The following is an 18619-nucleotide window of genomic DNA, read 5'->3' on the forward strand; positions in this document are numbered from 1 at the left end:
CTATTGTCTATTTTGAATTGACAATATGTTTGTTTGATGTTTAAATTATGAACTTTTATTTTTAAAAAATAGGTAAATAAACATTTTTTTAAAATAAATAAGTTGAATTTCCACATTTTTTAAAAATAACAAACAAAGTTGCTAGGGGCCAAAGTAACTAAAGTTTTTATTGAATTTTTTCTAGCTCTGCTCAAAACTCTTCTTTTGTTAGAGGTTTTTCTCCACTTTTAGTTGAATTAAGTAAAATTTGAGTAATTTTAGTTCATATTTGACTTGTGTAATCATCATTGTAGATAAATCTAGTTTGTTCTTTAGCTTTTACTGAGGCTAAAATATCATCAATTGTAAGTCTAGCTGAGATTAAATAATTTCTTTGCTCTTCAGCTTTGTCCATTTGAGCAATTTCTTCAGCGCTTTTGTTTTCTTTGGCTTTAAGATCTTTAAATAATTTATCTTGCTCATCTATTAGTTTTTGTACTTTGTCTCTTTCTTGTTCTGAGATTTTATCTGCAGTAGGAACTATATATCTACTTCTATTTCTTAGTAAGTCCTTAACTTTTCCACCGCCATGTTTTTCAGGAAGATCTCCTGTAAAAATTCACTCTAAGAATTTAATGGTGGCTTTGTCTCTTTTTTGGGTAGTTTTTATAGCAACTAGTGAAGAGCCTCCATAGTTAAAAAGTCTATTTTGTGAATTTTTTTGTAGCTTTGTTGTTTGTCTAGTTAGTCAAAAATCTTCTATTCTAGTAAAGCCTTTTTCAAGATCTTTTCATCTTTTTTCTTGTTCTTGAGCATTTCCACTAAAGCCTCTAAGAACAGATTGTTTTAATGTAGATGAGTTGTAATAGTTGGTATAACCAAGTTTAGTTGTATAGGCAAAAGCGCTATTATATCTTGTAACATCACTACCTGATCAGTCATTGTGACCTTTAGTTGAATAGTAAATAGATTTTAATCTTTTAGCGCTAGTTCCTGAACCTGAAACTATTTTTTGTTTATTGTCTTTGACAAAATCATTGTAGGCATTTAGGAAAATTTCTTTAACTCTTGGATCATTTTTAAAATTGTATTTTAAGTTTCTTCCGGTTATTCCTTTGCTTGGATCTGGATTTTCAAAGTCTCAAAGATAAGGATTTTTTCCTTCATAGGCATTTAGTCTATCATATAAAAATTTACCAAAGGTTAGATCTTGATAGTCCATTCTAAATACTTTAGCATCTGCATCACTAGCTATTTTAGCTTTTATTTCATCTGATAAATTTTTTTGTAGTTCAAGGCCATCATAGACTTTTGAGGCAAATTCTTGAATTGCCTCATAACTTTCAAAAGTTTCATCTTTTACTTCATAACCACTAAAGGCTTGGTTGGATTTGGCCATTAAATATCTTCAAATTTTTCCTTCTGGAATTTCACTGTTTCCTTCAGTTTTAGCTTTGTCAATTTTCATTTTTAGTGGATTGGTCTCTGACAAGTTAACTTTTCCTCCACCTGCTCTAATTTGTTCAAAAATATGAGCCATAATGTCAAGGTTATAAAGCACGGCATCAACTGTAGTTACATCGAAAGGAAGAGCATATAATTTTTCTACATTTGAACCTGGAATTTTACTATGAGTTTTTCTAAGAACCTCTCCAAAAAGTTCACCTTTAATCTTAGTTCCTTCAAAGTCTAAAAGTCTTTCATATTGACTAATCAAAAAAGCACCACTTGGGTTATTTAACAAAATATTTGGAATGTCATTGTTATTTCCACCATGAATTTTTGAAAGAGTATCTCTTGCTAGAGTATCTTCACTAAAAGTTTTTGTAATTGATTGATCTTGTAACTCAACTGGTAAAAAATCAGCGTCATTTTTATATTCTTGATTATAAATTTTGATAAGCTCACTAAGACCAGTCATAAGAGGCCAAATTGTACCTTGAGCTGATTGAAAAACAACTTTATCTTCAAAACTATCTGCTTGGAAGTTTAATTTTTTTGAACTTTCTCCTTGTTTACATGAAACAACAATGGGAGTCAAAGCTAAAAAAGCTGCAAAAGCAGCTGAAACTAAAAATCTCTTTTTATTTTTCATTTTTGTTCCTTTTATTTTAATTTTATTTTATTTATTTTTTACTCTTGTATTTCGAAAGGGTTTCTTTCGAAAAAAATATTAACTTTTAAATTATCACCTTTTTAGCTAAGCATTAAAATAAAAAGTTAAATTCCTGAAAAAATGAATTAAAATTTCACATTTAATTTTTCAAGTTGCTTAAAAAAGTAATAAAAAGCTTTTCGAAATACAAAAAAACCAACTATTTTAAATTAGTTGGAATATATTTTTTAATTGCTTGTAAGAAAAAACCAACTTAAAAAAAAGATTAAAATTTTATTAATTTTGTGCTAAAAAGCTTATTCTTGAATTTTTTTAATTTCTTCTCAAAGATCACTAGATGAAGTTTTACGTCCTCCATTTCTAGTGCTATCAAGAAGGGATCTACTTATTGTTCCTCAAACTTTTGTTGTATAACCATCAGTGTGGTTTGCTCTATTATATTCATTTCTTTTTATAGATTCTAAAATATCATCAAGAGTAAGTCTAACAGCCATTAAGTAATTTCTTTCCTCTTGAGCTTTTTCCATTGTTTGGATTTCTTGCTCAGTTTTGTTTTCTTTGGCTTCTAAATCTTTAAATATTTTAGTTTTTTCTTCAATTACTTTTACGATTTTATCTCTTTCTTCTTCAGTTACTCTATCAACGGTTGGAACTATGTATCTACTTCTATTTCTTAGTAAGTCCTTAACTTTTCCTCCGCCATGTTTTGTTGAAAGATCACCTGTAAAAATTCACTCTAAAAATTTAATTGTAGCTTTGTCTCTTTTTTCACTAGTTTTTATAGTAACTAATGAAGAACCACCATAATTAAAAATTGCTTTTTGTGAGCCTTTTTTCATTCTTGTAGTTTGTCTTGTGTAATAAACATCATCTTCTTTAGTGTAGTCTTTTTGAATTTCTTGTCATTTATCTTCTAGCTCTTTTTGGCTACCTTGAACATTTCTAAGATGATCTTTTCTTATTGTATAAGTAGCATATGAACCATTGTAACCTAGATGAGGAACATAAGCAAAGGCTGTGTTGTATCTTAGAATATCACCAGTTGATCAATCAGTGTTACCTTTAGTTGAATAGTAAATTGATCTAAATTTTTTGGCTTTAAGTCCTTCTCCTAAAACATTTGTAACTTTATTGTCTTTAGTAAAGTCTTGGTAAGCCTCAAGTAAAATGTTTTTAATTCTCTCATCTTTTTTGAAGTTGTAATCTAAGTGCTTTCCTTCTTTTCCAGTTGCTTGATCTTTTTCAAAGTTTCATAGATAAGGATTTTTACCATCATAGGCATCTAATCTATCGTAAAGAAATTTACCAAAAGCTGCATTTTGATAGTCCATTCTAAAAACTTTTGCATCTTGACCTTGAAGTATTTTTTCTTTGATTTCATCAGATAAATCATCTTTAAGTTTTAAACCATCATAGACTTTTGAGGCAAATTCTTGAAGTCCTTCATAGGTGTCAAATGAATCATCATTAACTTCATATCCTTTAAAAGATTCATTAGATTTAACAACTAAGTATTTTCACATTTTTCCTTCAGGAATTGAAGTGTTTCCTTTTTGATTAGCTTGGTCAATTTTAGTTTTTAAAGCATTTGTCTCTGACAAGTTAATTTTTCCACCACCTGCTCTAATTTGTTCAAAAATATGAGCCATAATGTCTATGTTAAAAACTAAGCCCTCTATTGTAGAAATGTCAAAGGGAATTGCATAAAGCTTTTCTATATCTGAGCCTGGAATTTTACTGTGAGTTTTTCGAAGAGCTTTTCCAAAAAGATCTCCATTAATTTTTGAGTTTTCAAGATTTAAAAGTCTTTCATATTGATTAACTAAAAAAGCTCCACCTGGGCTATTAAGTAAAATGTTTGGAATTTCACTGTTTTTTTTGTGATAAAACTTTTCAAGGATGTTTCTTACTAGAGCATCTTCTCCAAAAGTTTTTGTTATTGTTTGATCTTGAAGCTCAACTGGTAGAAAATCAGGGTCATTTTTATGATCTTCATTGTAAATTTTTATAACTTCTCTTAGTCCAATCATCAATGGTCAACCAGCTCCTTGAGCTGCTTGAAAAACAACTTTATTATCAAATGTTTCTCCAACTTGATTTTGGGTTTTTGAATCTTGATTTTGAGTTTTTGTCTGTTCATTTTGTTTACAAGAAATAGCTATTGGCGCTAAAACTAAAAAAGATGTCATAGCAGAGGAAACTAAAAGTTTCTTTTTATTTTTCATTTTTATTCCTTTTTTAAATTTAATTTATTTATTTTTTGCTCTTTTATTTTGAAAGGTTAACTTTCAAAAATTTCAATAGACTCTTATTATCAACTTATTAATTAGTGATTTAAATAAAAAAATTAAATTTTGTAAAAAAATGAATAAAAATTTCACAATTGTAAAAAAATTGTGAAATTTGAAATTAATGTTTTAGCATTCGCATTATTGTTTCTAAAAATTCTTCTGAAGAGACTTTTTTAGGATCATTTAAAGTTGTGTTAAATAAAAGAGTTGCTATGGTAGAAATGACTCTAATTGTCAAATCATCATTTTGAATATTCAAAGTTTTTTGATTTTGTTTTTTAATATTCAAAATATCCTCAAGTGATAAATTAGCAGCTCTTAAAGGACCAATTTCATCTTCAATTTGATCTTTTCTTTTACTTTGCTCTTGTGTTGGATTGGCTAAGTTTTTTAAACTTTCTAGTTCTTTTTCCTTAGAGCTAATTAAAGATTCTAAATCAGCTTTGGCTTTATCGGTTACAGCTTGTTTTGTTGGGAAAACATAAGAGCTTCCATTTTGTAAAAATGATCAAACTTTTTGATTTGTTCCAGGAATGTTTGCCTCATAAATTCACTCTAAGAATTTAATGGTGGCTTTATCTCTTTTGCTAGTGGTTTTTATAGCCACTAGCGAAGAGCCTCCTTCATAGAAAATTGGATGTTTTGAGTCTTTTTGAACTTTTGTAACTTGATTGCTTCAATAAACATCTTCTCATTTTGGAAAATCATCAATTATTTTCTTTTTCTCTTGTTCATTTCCACTAACGTAAGTTCTTCTTGAATGAGGTGAGTCATAAGAGCGAGTTATTCCTACATGAGATGAAAAACCAAAGGCACTATTATAGTTTCTAATATCTCAACTTGTTCAATCAACACTTCCATTAGCTGCATAGTGAATTGAATTTAATTTCTTGGCATTAATTCCACTTCCAATTATGTTGGTTTGTTTGTTATCCTTGGTAAATTCTTCATAGGTTTGTTTTAGTATGTTTTGAAGTTCTTGACTGTTATTGATAGTGTATTCTAAAGTAGATTTTTTTTGACCTTGAGCATCAGTTTTTTCTTTTAAATTTCACAAGAAATTATTTGTGTCTTTATCAGAGTTTATCTTATCAAAAAGCAGTTTTTGAAAAGGAAGCTCTTGATAGTCAATTTTAAAAATATTGGCATTTTTGTCTTTTAGAAGTTTTTCTTGAATTTGAGGGTTTAAATTTTCTTGAAGTTTTAGTCCATCATAAACTTTTGAGGCAAATTCTTGAAGTCCTTGATAACTTTGAAAGTGTCAATCTTGGACATTAAAATTTGAATAAGCATTGTTGGATTTGGCTATTAAATATCTTCAAATTTTTCCTTCTGGAATTTCACTGTTTCCTTCAGTTTTGGCTTTATCAATTTTCATTTTTAAAGGATTGGTCTCTGATAGGCTAATTTTTCCTCCACCTGCTTTAATTTGCTCAAAAATATGAGCCATAATATCAATGTTAAAAACAAGTGAGTCAAGAGAAGCAACATTAAAAGGAATTGAAAAAAGTTTTTCTGAGCTTTGACCTATTACTTTATTGTGAAGATTGTAAAGTCCTTCAAAATAAAGATCTTTTGAAATTTTTGTTCCTGTAAAATCAAGCAATCTTTGATATTCATTGATTAAATGAGCACTTTTATGATTATTTAAAATTAAGTTAGGGATGTTATTGTTATTAGCCACTTTTAATTGTGCAGTTACATTTCTAGCCAATTCATCTTCATCAAAAGTTTTGGTTATACTTGCATCTTGAAGTTCAACTTCTAGAAAATCATTGGTGTCTTTTTGACTTTTGTTATAAAGCTCAACAACTTTTTGAAAAGTAGGCATTAAAGGCCAAGAAGCTCCTTGAGCTGTTTGGATAATAACTTTATCGCTAAAGTCATTTGATCTTATACATGAGACAAAAACTGAAGATAAAGCTAATGTAGAAATGGAACTAATTTCAAGGAGTATTTTTTTGTTTTTCATAATTTCACCTACTTAATTTAAAGTCTAATCTTGATTACTTAATTTTATCAAAAATTTAAAAAAACTGCTTTTTTATGGTTAAAAAAGGCAGTTTTTTGATTTTTTTAATTTTTTACTTAAAAAGTTTGTTTCCTATTTCAACAAATTGATCTATTGTTTGTTCAAAATTTTTAAAGGCTAGATCATAAATTTTTGAATCATAAAGATCAATTCCAGCATCTTTTAAAATTTCAACTGGTCAGTCTCTTCCACCTGCACTTAAGAATTTATTGATGTAAAATTCTAGAGCTTGCTTACCTTCTTCTTTGTATTTTTGGTAAAAGACATTGGCAACTATCATTCCAATTGCATATTTATAAACATAGAAATGGTAGTAAAAATGAGGAACATTAACTCCAATAACATTTTTTTCATCTTCTGGATGGTGATTTTTTAAATCACTAACTTTGTATTTTTGGCTAATTTGTTCATAAATCTCATCAATTTTTGTATAAGTTCCCACTGGTTCGCCTTTGTCAATTTTATTGTACAAAGTATATTCATATTCACTTCAAAGAGTTTGTCTATGAACTGTTCCAACAAAATTTAAAATACTCTCATTTAGAATATGGAATTTTGTCTCTAGATTCTCTGAAACTTCCAATAGATAATCCTTAAGCATTAGCTCATTAAAAATTGAAGCAATTTCTGCTAGAAAAATAGGATAAGAACTTAGTGATTGAGGTTGGGTTTTGTCTGAAAAATATGAGTGCATTGAATGACCCATTTCATGTGAAAGAGTTGAAACACTATTTAGAGTTCCATCAAAATTCATAAGGATGAATTTTTTGTCAATTCCATGTGTTGATCCAATTGAATAAGCTCCTGATCTTTTATTTTTAACAGGAAGATAGTCAACTCATCTTGAACTAAAAGCTTCTTTGACTTTCGAAATGTATTCACTTCCCATAGGTTCAAGTGATTTTAAAACTAAATCTTGAGCCTCTTCAATTGAATATTTTTCATCAACTACAACTAGAGGTAGATAAATGTCTCAAGCTTCCATTTGTTTCGAATTTTTCTTTTCGAAAAATTTCTTGTAATTTTGATAGTATTTTTGGAAAACTTTTTTGTTTGAAGAGACTTTGTCATAGAGATTTTTAAGAAGTTTTTCATCAACTTGATCTTCAAATAAAAAGGAATTTACAGTTGAAGAATATCCTCTAGCCAAAGCATCAGCTGAAAGCTTGCTAAAGTGTTGGTATAAAAGTGAACTAAGAGTTTCTTTGTGTTTAGCAGATGCTTTATTTCAATTTAGATAAGTTGTTTTTCTAATGTTTTCATCTTGGTCTTTTAGAAGATTAAATCTATTTGATAAATTAATTTCAATTTTTCTTTTTCCATCACTTGAAAGAGCATAGCCATAGTCAAGTTCTGAATTAGTTAAAATACCATAGACTTTATAAAGTTCAATATTACCTCTTGAAACTTTAATTAAATAATCTTCAACTTCCTTGCTTAAGCGGTGTTTTTTACTTTTAAAAACAAAATCAAGAGCTTTTTTATAACTTGCTAGTCTAGGGTCTAAAAGTCACTTAGTAATTTTTTCTTCATGTTCTAAAATTCTTTGATTTTCATCTCCAATTTGATTAAAAAAGCTATAGTACATAAATTCAAATTTTTGACTAATTTCTCTAAAGTGAGAATCAACTACATTAACACTAATGTTATTAGAAATATAATTGATGATTTTGTTATTTAGTAAATTAAAATCTTCTTCTAGTTTTAAAGATTCTAAATAACTTTCAATGTTTTGGTATTTTGAATCTTTTATTTTGATTAATTTTTTAGATTTTTCTAAAAATTGATCAAAAAGTTGATCAATTGTTTTCCCTTCTAAAAGATAGTCTAAATCAAAGCGATATTCTTTTGGCACATCGCTATATTTTTTGTATTCTTTTATTTCTTTTGACATAGTTAGACACTTACCTTTACTAGAGATTCTACTTGTAATGATCCAAATTTGGACCTTCCATTTAAATTAGTTAGTTCCAAAAGCAAGATTATTTTTATAACTTTTGCTCCTTGAGACTCAAGCAAATCAATAATTGCTTTTGTTGTTCCGCCAGTTGCTAAAACATCATCGATAATTATGGCTTTATCCCCTGGTTTAATCACTCCTTTTTGAATTTCTAAAATATCTTTTCCATATTCAAGATCATATTCATGTTTAATGACTTCTCCAGGAAGTTTTCCTTTTTTTCTAACCATAATAAATGGCTTAGACAAAAAAGCAGCAGTTGGTGTTCCAAAAAGAAAGCCCCTTGCATCGGGGCCAACTATAATATCTGCATCCTTTGCTAGTTCGGCCATTTTTTTAATTGTGTAATTTAAAGCTTGGCCATTGGCTAACAAAGGTGAGATATCTTTAAAATTAATTCCTTGTTTAGGAAAATCTTTAACATTTTTTATAAATTTTTCTAAGTTCATAACGTAGATTATTGTAGCACAATAATTTTAGTTATTCTCTTGGAAAAATTGGGTTCTTTTTATATCTTCGAAAAACTCTTCTTTTGTTTTTTGCTTAGCTGGGTTGCTAGCTGTTCCTGGTTTGGTGTTATCTAAAAGAATAGTACTAATTGTTGATCATAATTGAGATGTATTTTCATCATGGTGATAAACAATAGTTTCTTTGTTTTCTTTTTGTCTTGCTAAAAGATCTTCTAGAGAAATACTTACAGATTGAAGTGAAGGAAGTTGATCTTGAAGTTGAATGTATTCAGTTTCTTCTTCTTTAGTTCTATCAGTTTTTTTAGCTAATTCATCAATTCTTTTTGTTTTTTTGTCAATTAGAGCTTTTAAAGTTTGACTTTCTTGTTCATTAACTCTGTCTTTTAAAGGAATAACATATGAACTAGTATTTCTTAGTTGTAAAACAACTTTTCCTTGATTTTCATCATTTTTATATTTTTCTGGCAAGTCTCCAAAGAATAGTCATTCTAAGAACTTAATTGTAGCTTTATCTCTTTTTTCAGTTGTTTTAACTGCAACTATAGAAGAACCACCTTCATGGAAAATTTGTTTTGTTGAATCTTTTCCTTGTTTTGTAACTTGTTTAAGACTTAAAACATCTTCTTTTTTTGTGATTTCATGATTGAATTTTTTATCTCTTTGTTCTAGAGTTAAATTTTTGTCTGTGTCAATAAAAGCTCTTCTAACAAATGGAGTGTTGTAAACTTGGTTTTGACCAACAGTTGGTGCATAAGCAAAAGCTGTTTCATAATTTCTTATATCTCAAGTTGCTCAATCAGAATTACCATTTTTATTGTAGTAAATTGATCTTAAGTTTTTGTTTATTGTTGAAAGATTTTTTTCTTTATTGTCTTTAGTAAATTCTTCATATGTATTTTTTAAAAGCTCTTGCATAGCAGTGTCTGTTTTAAGTGTATATTCTAGATATTTTTTACCAGCACCTTGTTTTGTTGGATCGTCTTTTAATTTTCATAAGAATTTATCTGGTTGTCCACCTAATTTATCATATAGATATTTTCCAAAAGCATCATTTTGGTAGTCAATTTCAAAAATTCTTGCATCTCTAGAATCTTTTAATTCATTTTTTACATTTTCAGCTAAATCATCTTTAAGTTTTAATCCTTCATAAAGATCTGAAGCAAATTTTTGTAATGATTCGTGGCTTTCAAAAGTAGCATCTGTAACTTCTAAGTTTTTAAAAACTTCATTAGATGATGCAACTAAATATTTTCAAATTTTATTATCAGGAATTCCAGCATTTCCTTCTTGTTTTGCTTTGTCAGTTTTTTGTTTTAAAGCATTGTTAGCTGATAGATTAACTTTTCCTCCACCTGCTATAATTTGCTCAAAAATATGAGCCATAATATCCACATTAAAAACAAGAGCATCAATTGTTGCTATGTCAAATGGAATTGCAAAGATTTTTTCATCTGGATGACCAGGAATTTTGTTGTTATTTTGATAGAACTTTTCTTCAAATTTATCTTTTGTAATTTGTGTATTAGAAAAGTCTAATAATCTATTAAATTGATTTACAACAAATGCTGAATAAGTGTCACTTAAAAGTAGATTTGGAATTTCTGAATTTTTTTCTGATTTTAATCTACTTTGAACACCATTTGAAAGTTCTCTTTGACTATTGTATTTTGAAACTTCAAGACTTTGAAGTTCAACAGGTAAAAAGTCTTTTGTTCCTTTTTGGGTCTCGTTATATATATCAACTAGTGGTTGAAGACCTCTCATTAAAGGTCAAATTTTACCTTGTGCAGTTTGGAAAACAACTTTGTTATCAAAACTAGTAGCATCCTTACACGAAACTACAACTGGTGCAATTGCTAAAACAGGCAAAGCACTAGCTGCAATAAAAAACTTTTTTTTCATTTTTCTCCTAAGATAGTGTAAAATTTTGTCACAAAAATTGATGGACAAAATTAATTTTTAATTTTATTTATTCATATTTTTGCTATAGTTTGCTCATAATTTTGTTAATAAAAATTGCAAAAATATCTTTTAATTATACAACTAATTTTAGTTTTTTATTTTTTAATAAATTAAATTATTGCTTGTCGAAAATAAAAAAAATCAATTTTTTTATAAAAAAAATCAAATAATGTTGTAAAATAAAAAAAATTCTTATGCTCATTTTTGAAAACATTTTACAAAAGCTATAAAGAATGTCAAAATTTAAAATTAGCGTTTTAGCTATAAAACAATTATAAGGAGGACTAATGGCTATAGTACCAAAGAGAAAAACTTCCAAACAAAGAAAAAGAAAAAGACAAACTCATGATGCTCTAAAAGTTTCTACATTAGTTTCATGTCAAAACTGTTCTGTTCAAACTATTCCTCATGTTACCTGTAAATCGTGTGGTTTTTACAAAGGTAGACAAGTTTTAAAAGTTAAGAGTTCTTAAGATGTTAATATTACAAAAAAATAGAAGGTTGAGACTTTCTATTTTTTTGTAAAATATAAAGACTAATTGAAAATATGCCTAAATTAAACCAAATTTTAAATATAGCAAGTGAAAGTATCTCTAGTTTTAAATTAAATACTCATTACAAGATTGCAATTGTTCTTGGGATGTTTTTTGTTTTTTCAGTTTTTGTTCTTTTTATAATTTGAAAAGTAAAAAAACTTTTAAAAGTTAAAAAGCTTAAAAAGATAGGTTCAAATTTTGAAAAGAAAATCAACTCTCAGTTGATTGAATATGTAAAAAGTAAATATTCTTTTTACCATCCTTCAAGTATGTATGAATATAGTAATAAAATTTTATTTGAAGTAGATGGAATATTACTTACAAGTAGAGCTTTAATTGTTATTGAAATGAAATCAATTACTGGCTCTATTAGTGGAGATGCCTTTGATGCTTTTTGAACAAAAAGAGTAGGTCAAAACACTTATGAAATTCCAAATGTTATTTTTCAAAATAAAAAGCACATAGATCATATTTTAAAAATTATTGGAATTAAAGTTCCAATTCTTTCACTAATAGTTTTTGATTCAAAAATTGAAAGCATTGAAATATCAAATGTTCCTGCTCATGCATTAATTGAAAAAGAAAATATGTTAATTGGAACTCTTGAAAGCTTAGAAGATCTTTTGAAAGTAAAAATTACCAATGATGAAATTGAACATATAAACAATAAGCTAAATGAACACAAAACAAGCACTAGTCAAAATAAAAAATTACACCTTAGTTATGCAAGAAGAAATAGTCCTAAAAAAAATAGATAAAGACTCTCTTGTTTTTGAAGATATTAGTCAAAAACAATATGAAGTAAAAATTCTCAAAACGCATAATATCAAAAATGTTTATTTATCAATAATTAAAGGTCAAATAACTCTAAGAGTGCCAAAAAATAAAATATTATCTAATAATGAAATCATAAACTTTGTAAGCAAACATATTTCTAAGCTAATAAAAAGCTTTGATAAAGTTCAAATTCAAAAAGAAGAAAATTTTTTTCTTCTTTTTGGAATAAAAACTTTTTTTATTTACAAAAATAACATTTTAATAATTCCCGATCTTTCAAAAGTTATTAGAGTAAAAGAATATGAAAAAATAGATATTTATCTTAAAAAAATAATTAAAGAAATTTTTTTAGAATATCTTAAAGTTAGACAAAAATATTGGTCCTTGATTATGGGAGTACCAGAGCATTCAATTGAAGTTAGAGAAAAAAATAGATCATGAGCTTCAAATTATGTTTCAAAGAAAAAAATAGTCTATGCTCTAAAATCTAGTTCAAAATCTTACGAGTGAATAGACTATTTAATTATTCATGAACTTGCTCATTATAAAGAGCAAAACCATTCAAGTAATTTTTGAAAGATTGTCTCACTTTATTGCCCTAATTGAAAAGCAATGAAGAAAAACAATTAGTTTAAAAAAGTAAAAATCTTTAGATTTGTTTTTCTAAGAGCTGATCTAATTTTTCAAGAGCAAAATCACAAGCTTGATTTTGAATTTGCTCTCTTGATCCTTTAAGTTTAAATTCATAGACTTGATCATTTATTCCAATGTAAACTAACCCTACTTCTTTGTTATCTCAAGCATCAGGGCCAGCATTTCCTGTAAAGGAAAAACAAAGATCAGCTTCAAAAAAAGCTTTGCCTTTTTTTGCCATTTCTAAAGCCACATTTGCATTAATGATGCCTTTTGAAGTATCGATGCCCAGCTTTTCTTTGACTTGATTAGAATAGGCCACTATTGAACCTGCAAAATATTTACTAGCTCCAGGTCTTTGAACAATTTTGCTAGCAAAAAGTCCACCTGTAAACGACTCAACTGAACAAAATTTCATATTAATTCCTTAATAGTTTTATTTATAAAAAAATCCTTGCTCATAAAACAAGGACACAAATTGAAAAATTATTTTCTAATTTTAAGTTTTTGAATAGTTGTTTGGTAACTTTCGAAATTAACATCTTTAAGGTAAGCCAAAAGTTTTTTTCTTTTGTTAATTTTAGCTATAAAACCTCTTTTTGAATGTTTATCTTTTTTGTTTGTTTCAAAGTGGATTTTAAGTCTTTCAATATCATGGGTTAAAATCGCAATTTGAACTTCAATAGCACCAACATTTTTTTCAGAACCACCAAATTCAATGGCTAATTCCTTAACAAGTTTTTTATCTGTCATTTTTCCTTTCTAAACCTAGCAAAAATAAAACTATTTTAACCAAGCATAAAATTGATCAAGAAAATTAAATTATTTTTTTTCTTGGTAAACACTAGCGTATTTTCTGTTTCTTCTTTTTTCATATTTAACATAACCATCAACTAACATAAATAAAGTATCGTCATTACCTCTACCTACGTTTTGACCAGGGAAAATTTTAGTTCCTCTTTGTCTATAAATTATTGATCCCGCAAGAGCAAATTGACCATCACCTAATTTAGCACCTAGTCTTCTACCTTTGGAATCGCGGCCATTTCTAGTCGAACCACCAGCTTTTGTTTTTGCCATTTTTTATACACCTAACCTTTGATTTCTAAAATTTTAACTCTTGTATAAGGTTGTCTATGACCTAGTTTTCTTTTATGAGTTGATTTTGCGTTATGTCTATAAACAATAATTTTTTTGTGTTTACTTTGTTTTTGGATTTCACCAATTACTTTGACTTTTTCTAAATATGGTCTTCCAACTTTATCTCCAAAAAGCAAGACTTTATCAAATTCTACTTTTTCTCCGGCATTACCTTCGATTTTTTCTGTAAAGATAACTTCTTGTTCTTTGACTAAAAGTTGTTTGCCACCTACTTCAATAATAGCGTACATTATTATACTCCTAGTATTATATATATCATCCTTGGGGTACTTTATATTTAAAGATTTGACAAACCCTTTTGGTATGGTTACAGGGTAACTTGGCAATTATAACATTTTTTAATTTTAAAAATAAAAAAATAAGTAGCTCAAAAACCTAAGTTTTAAGGTTTTGCAGCTACTTATTATTTGAGTGAGGAAAACATAGAAAATTAATAATTAATAATACTTAATTAACAAAAATTAGTATGTAAAGTATACTGGAATACCAGTATTTGAATTTGTTGTTTTTTTAGAAGCGCTCGAGCTTTCATTTTGACGCTCATTGTCTCATTTGTATGAAAAATCTTTGCTTTTTACTTCACCTTTTGTTGAAGTAAAGGATCTAATTGTTTGAACTAAAGACACAGCCGCTGTGACAAGTCCGGGTATTAGTCCTAAAGCAACTAAAACAGATCCTCCATAGACATTGGATTCTTCTTCAGCTTTCATTTTAACAAAACCATTTGTTTCCATTTTAACCTCCTTCCAATCTAGTATTTCCTAAATTACAAAAGAAATCTAATAAAAAAACAAATTTGAGAAAAACCTTATTATTTTTCCACTTTTAGAAAAACTTCTTTTAATTGCTCTTCTGAAACTAGTGAAGGAGCATCTTCCATAAGAGCTTGTCCACTTGAGGTTTTTGGAAAAGCTATAACTTCTCTAATTGATTCACTTTGAGTCATGATCATAATAAGACGTTCAATACCAAAGGCAAGACCACAATGAGGAGGAAGGCCATAGTCAAAGGCTTTTAGGAAAAAACCAAATTTATCTTCAATTTCTTTTTGTGATAAATTTAGTAATTTAAAAATTTGAGCTTGAATTTCTTTTTTGTAAATTCTAACAGAACCTGAAACTAGTTCATATCCATTTAAAACTAAGTCATATGATTTAGCTTTGGTTTTTTCATAGGAAATTTTTCCATCAACTAGAGTTGATTCATCATACATTGTAAATGGGTGATGTGAAGGACTATAAGTATTTGTGTTTTCATCATATTCAAAAAGTGGTCAATCAATAATTCAAGCAAATTTATATTGATCCTTATTTGCTCATTTAAAAATAGAATTTAGCTCAACTCTTGTTGCCCCTAATGATAAAAGAACTTTATTTTCAAAGTCACTAGCTACTATAAAAAATGTTCCATTTTCAATTGAAAAATCTTCAATTATTTTTTCAACACTTTCTTTGTCTTTATTTGCAAAGTTTGTCCTTGAAATTTTTCCTTGTTCTACACTTGAGTAAAACAAAATATTAGCTCCATTTTTTTTGGCAATTTCCTCTAATGTTTTAAAGTCATTTTTAGTGATAATTTCTTTTATAAAAAGACCCTTGATAAATTTTTTAGATGAGATGATTTCAAAGGAACTTTTTTCAAAGTATTTTTTTAAATCTTGAATTTTAACTTCATATCTTAAATCAGGTTTGTCACTTCCATAATTTTGCATCACATAATCAAAAGAAAGTCTTTCAAAAGGAGCTTCAATTTTAATGTTCATTTTTTCAAAAGCATAAACTAGCATTTTCTCAGTTATTGAATGTAAAACTTTTTCATCTTGAAAAGAAATTTCTATATCAAGTTGTGAAAATTCTGGTTGACGATCTTTTCTACTATCTTCATCTCTAAAAGCACGTGCTATTTGGAAATATCTTTCAAAACCAGAGGCCATTAATAATTGTTTATAAAGTTGAGGTGATTGAGGAAGTGAAAAGAATTTATTTTTATTTCTTGTAGGAACTAAAAAATCTCTTGCCCCTTCAGGAGTTGATTTTGATAAAATTGGTGTTTCAATTTCAACAAAATCATTTTCAATTAAAAAAGTTCTTAGTGCATTAATAAACTTTGATCTAAAAATAATCTTTTTAGTGTTGATTGGTTTTCTTAGATCTAAAAAGCGATATTGTAGTTTTGTCTCTTCCTTTGAATTGTCATCATCTCTAATTAAAAATGGTAGCTCTTTTGAAGTATTTAAAACTTCATATTCACTTACATGCACTTCAATTTCACCTGATTGTAGATTTGGATTTTTTTCTTTTCTAAGAACAACTTTTCCCTTAACTTTTAGGATTGTTTCAAAACCTAATTTAGAAGTTAAATTATCAAAAACAATTTGGATAATTCCGTGCATATCTCTTAAATCAATAAAAGTTAATTTTCCAAATTTTCTTTCATTTTGAATCCAACCAAAAAGAGTTAATTCCTCACCTACATTTTTGCTTGTTATTTCATTGTTTTTATATTTTTTAATCACTGTTTTCCTTAATATATTTTTTAATATTTTCAATGTTGGGATTAATTAGATCCACAACTAGTTTTTGGTCATTAAATTTATTTTTTAAACTCACTTCATTTTGAGCATTATTTAACTCTTTAAAAATTAAAAAATCACTTTCTTTTATTTGTTTTGATTTGAAGATTTTTTTAAAATTAACTACTTTATTTATGCAATCAATTTTTATTAAATCACCAAAGTTATTTCTTAGTTTTAAAAGTGCTATTAAATCATCTTCATTTGATGCAAAAGCAGTTATTTTTTTTGCATCATCTTTAAAGTTATTTAAGTCAATAACTTCCATGATCCTTTCAAGACCAAAACCAAAGCCAATTCCTTCAATATTTTCTCCACCAAGTTCTTTTAAAAGTGATGAATAAACTCCTCCACCTAAAAGAGTTTTTTGAGCTCCTAAATTTTGATTTGTTGAAACAAATTCAAAGACAAAATCACTATAGTAATCTAGACCTCTAACAAGAAAGGGATCTACTTTAAATTTAATATCAAATTTTTTAAATAAATCTTGTAATTGATAAAAATTTTCAAGAGATTCTTTTGGTAAAAAATCATGAATTTTAGGTGCATTTTTGACAAAGGCTTTTTGTGATTCTATTTTGTCATCTAAAATTCTTAGAGCATTGTTTTTTAGTCTTTCTTTTGAAATCTCCTCAAGTTGATTTTCAAATTGATTTAAGTAGTTTTTTAAATGATCTAAATAGTTTTTCCTTTGCTCAGGATGGCCTATTCAATTAATCACAATTTCATAGTCATCAATTTTTAAAGTATCTAAAAAATTTTTGGCAAAAAAAATGATTTCAATATTTGTAAAAGGGCTTTGTTTTTCTAGTCATTCAATACCGCCACTAAAGAATTGTCTTTGTCTTCCTTTTTGGGGATTTTCATAACGAAACATTGGACCAAAATAAAAAAACTTATTATGTTTTTGTAATAAATTATTTTCAACTATTGCCCTTAGTGCAGGAGCTGTTCCTTCAGGTCTTAGAGCTATTTGTCTTTTTGATTTATCTTCAAAACTATAGAGCTCTTTTTTTACAAGATCACTAAAGTCTCCACTTGTTCTTTTAAAGAGTTCAACATTTTCAATAATAGGTGTTTCTAAAAAAGAAAAATTAAATTTTTTTGCACTTGTAAAAAAAGCATTTCTAATTATTTCTAATTTGTTAGAATCTTGAAAATAATAGTCTCTAGTCCCTTTTAATTTTTGAAATTTCACCTTAAGCCTTTCATAATATTTTGCCTTTAAAAATATTCAAAATTATACATTTTAGATTAATAAAAATTTATAAAGTTATTGTTATTAAGCAATTGAAATAATTGCCAAAATTAAAAACAAAGTTCCTAAAATAAAGAAGATAATAATCAATGCAATTAATGTCATAAATCAAATTGACAAAATTGAAAATTTCATCTTGTATTTGTAGTTTGGATTGATTCCATCAAAAAAGAAATATTCTCTAAAAAAAAGTACTTGAAAATTAAGTCAATCTTGATGACTAAAAAGATCTTCAAATTCATCTGGAGCTTTCTGATGAGATAAAAATTCAAGTAATTCTTTTTCTTTTGAAAATTCAAATTTAGGATTTTTAAAGCTATATCATTTACCGAAATAGTTTTTGTAAAATGAATTTTTGAAATACAAAATTTTCATTTGTTTAAACAAAAAATAAAAAGATAAAAGAAGTGCTATTAAAACAAAAAAGCTAGTTAAAAGATAAACTGGAGCTGTTTTTTCGACATCTTTTTTTAGGATGATTCAAAGAGAAAGTGAAATAGCAAAAAAAATTAAAAATATTGATGTAATTCAAAGAGTTAAAAGAAAATTTTTTTTACTCAAAACTTTCTTAAAAAAAGTTTCTTTATGGTTTTCATTTAAGAAAACAACTCTTTTTGTCATTGAGTAAAGTTGCTCTTTGTTTTTTGGTGAAGAATTTTTGTAGTCACTATAAAAATCTTCTTTATTTTTTCAATTTGATATTTTTGCTTTATTAGGATTTTTATATCTTTTTAGACTATCAGGTTGATGAGCTCATTGACCCTTTTCAACAAAATTAGAATTTTCAAAAATTTCTAATTTTCTTTTGAGCTCTTCCATTTTTTCATCTAAAGTTGTTCTATTTTTTTTTGACATTTTATCTATTTTAGCAA

The 18619-nt window shown here is 27.1% G+C and carries 17 protein-coding genes; 3 read left to right on the forward strand and 14 right to left on the reverse strand.

Going from position 1 to position 18619, the window contains the following annotated elements:
- Positions 1 to 166: 166 nt before the first annotated feature.
- From EXC36_RS01505 to EXC36_RS01530, 6 genes are all read right to left on the reverse strand, one after another.
- Positions 167 to 2074: a P68 family surface lipoprotein gene (locus tag EXC36_RS01505; protein WP_129690143.1), complete on the reverse strand. Its 1908-nt coding sequence runs from the start codon at positions 2072 to 2074 to the stop codon at positions 167 to 169.
- 317 nt (positions 2075 to 2391) lie between these two features.
- Positions 2392 to 4320 carry a P68 family surface lipoprotein gene (locus EXC36_RS01510; RefSeq protein ID WP_010925123.1) on the reverse strand — a complete coding sequence of 643 codons (1929 nt, stop codon included), beginning with the start codon at positions 4318 to 4320 and terminating at the stop codon, positions 2392 to 2394.
- A 184-nt stretch (positions 4321 to 4504) separates the two neighbouring features.
- Complete coding sequence (locus tag EXC36_RS01515; protein WP_129690144.1) at positions 4505 to 6358, reverse strand: P68 family surface lipoprotein; 1854 nt, start codon at positions 6356 to 6358, stop codon at positions 4505 to 4507.
- A 112-nt stretch (positions 6359 to 6470) separates the two neighbouring features.
- On the reverse strand, positions 6471 to 8312 hold the full coding sequence (gene pepF / locus EXC36_RS01520) for an oligoendopeptidase F (RefSeq protein WP_010925125.1): 1842 nt from the start codon (positions 8310 to 8312) through the stop codon (positions 6471 to 6473).
- A gap of 2 nt (positions 8313 to 8314) precedes the next feature.
- Complete coding sequence (locus EXC36_RS01525) at positions 8315 to 8827, reverse strand: adenine phosphoribosyltransferase (protein ID WP_129690146.1); 513 nt, start codon at positions 8825 to 8827, stop codon at positions 8315 to 8317.
- 27 nt (positions 8828 to 8854) lie between these two features.
- Positions 8855 to 10750 carry a P68 family surface lipoprotein gene (locus tag EXC36_RS01530; RefSeq protein WP_129690148.1) on the reverse strand — a complete coding sequence of 632 codons (1896 nt, stop codon included), beginning with the start codon at positions 10748 to 10750 and terminating at the stop codon, positions 8855 to 8857.
- A gap of 347 nt (positions 10751 to 11097) precedes the next feature.
- On the opposite strand from EXC36_RS01530, the gene rpmF reads away from it, so the two are divergent.
- From rpmF to EXC36_RS01545, 3 genes are all read left to right on the forward strand, one after another.
- A complete protein-coding gene (gene rpmF / locus EXC36_RS01535; protein ID WP_010925128.1) occupies positions 11098 to 11283 on the forward strand; it encodes a 50S ribosomal protein L32 in 186 nt (61 codons plus the stop codon).
- 74 nt (positions 11284 to 11357) lie between these two features.
- Positions 11358 to 12104: a nuclease-related domain-containing protein gene (locus tag EXC36_RS01540; RefSeq protein ID WP_010925129.1), complete on the forward strand. Its 747-nt coding sequence runs from the start codon at positions 11358 to 11360 to the stop codon at positions 12102 to 12104.
- On the forward strand, positions 12070 to 12753 hold the full coding sequence (locus EXC36_RS01545; protein WP_165152509.1) for a YgjP-like metallopeptidase domain-containing protein: 684 nt from the start codon (positions 12070 to 12072) through the stop codon (positions 12751 to 12753). Before EXC36_RS01540 ends, EXC36_RS01545 begins: the two co-directional genes overlap by 35 nt.
- A 19-nt stretch (positions 12754 to 12772) precedes the next feature.
- On the opposite strand, the gene EXC36_RS01550 is transcribed toward EXC36_RS01545, so the two are convergent.
- The 8 genes from EXC36_RS01550 to EXC36_RS01585 all read right to left on the reverse strand — a co-directional run bounded on the left by EXC36_RS01550 (position 12773) and on the right by EXC36_RS01585 (position 18602).
- Positions 12773 to 13174 carry a CinA family protein gene (locus EXC36_RS01550; protein WP_010925131.1) on the reverse strand — a complete coding sequence of 134 codons (402 nt, stop codon included), beginning with the start codon at positions 13172 to 13174 and terminating at the stop codon, positions 12773 to 12775.
- Between the two features lie 68 nt (positions 13175 to 13242).
- Positions 13243 to 13509 carry a 30S ribosomal protein S15 gene (rpsO, locus tag EXC36_RS01555; RefSeq protein WP_010925132.1) on the reverse strand — a complete coding sequence of 89 codons (267 nt, stop codon included), beginning with the start codon at positions 13507 to 13509 and terminating at the stop codon, positions 13243 to 13245.
- A 69-nt stretch (positions 13510 to 13578) separates the two neighbouring features.
- Positions 13579 to 13836, reverse strand: a complete 258-nt coding sequence (gene rpmA / locus EXC36_RS01560) for a 50S ribosomal protein L27 (protein WP_010925133.1) — start codon at positions 13834 to 13836, stop codon at positions 13579 to 13581.
- A gap of 11 nt (positions 13837 to 13847) precedes the next feature.
- A complete protein-coding gene (gene rplU, locus EXC36_RS01565; protein WP_010925134.1) occupies positions 13848 to 14147 on the reverse strand; it encodes a 50S ribosomal protein L21 in 300 nt (99 codons plus the stop codon).
- A gap of 231 nt (positions 14148 to 14378) precedes the next feature.
- Positions 14379 to 14651: a hypothetical protein gene (locus EXC36_RS01570; protein WP_010925135.1), complete on the reverse strand. Its 273-nt coding sequence runs from the start codon at positions 14649 to 14651 to the stop codon at positions 14379 to 14381.
- A 77-nt stretch (positions 14652 to 14728) separates the two neighbouring features.
- Positions 14729 to 16432, reverse strand: a complete 1704-nt coding sequence (gene aspS, locus EXC36_RS01575; RefSeq protein ID WP_129690151.1) for an aspartate--tRNA ligase — start codon at positions 16430 to 16432, stop codon at positions 14729 to 14731.
- On the reverse strand, positions 16425 to 17687 hold the full coding sequence (hisS, locus tag EXC36_RS01580) for a histidine--tRNA ligase (RefSeq protein WP_010925137.1): 1263 nt from the start codon (positions 17685 to 17687) through the stop codon (positions 16425 to 16427). The genes aspS and hisS overlap by 8 nt, the downstream gene beginning before the upstream one ends.
- An 84-nt stretch (positions 17688 to 17771) precedes the next feature.
- Positions 17772 to 18602: a hypothetical protein gene (locus EXC36_RS01585; RefSeq protein ID WP_010925138.1), complete on the reverse strand. Its 831-nt coding sequence runs from the start codon at positions 18600 to 18602 to the stop codon at positions 17772 to 17774.
- Between the last annotated feature and the right edge of the window lie 17 nt (positions 18603 to 18619).

The sequence above is a fragment of the Mycoplasmopsis pulmonis genome (assembly GCF_900660575.1).
Taxonomy (GTDB): domain Bacteria; phylum Bacillota_I; class Bacilli_A; order Mycoplasmatales; family Metamycoplasmataceae; genus Mycoplasmopsis_B; species Mycoplasmopsis_B pulmonis.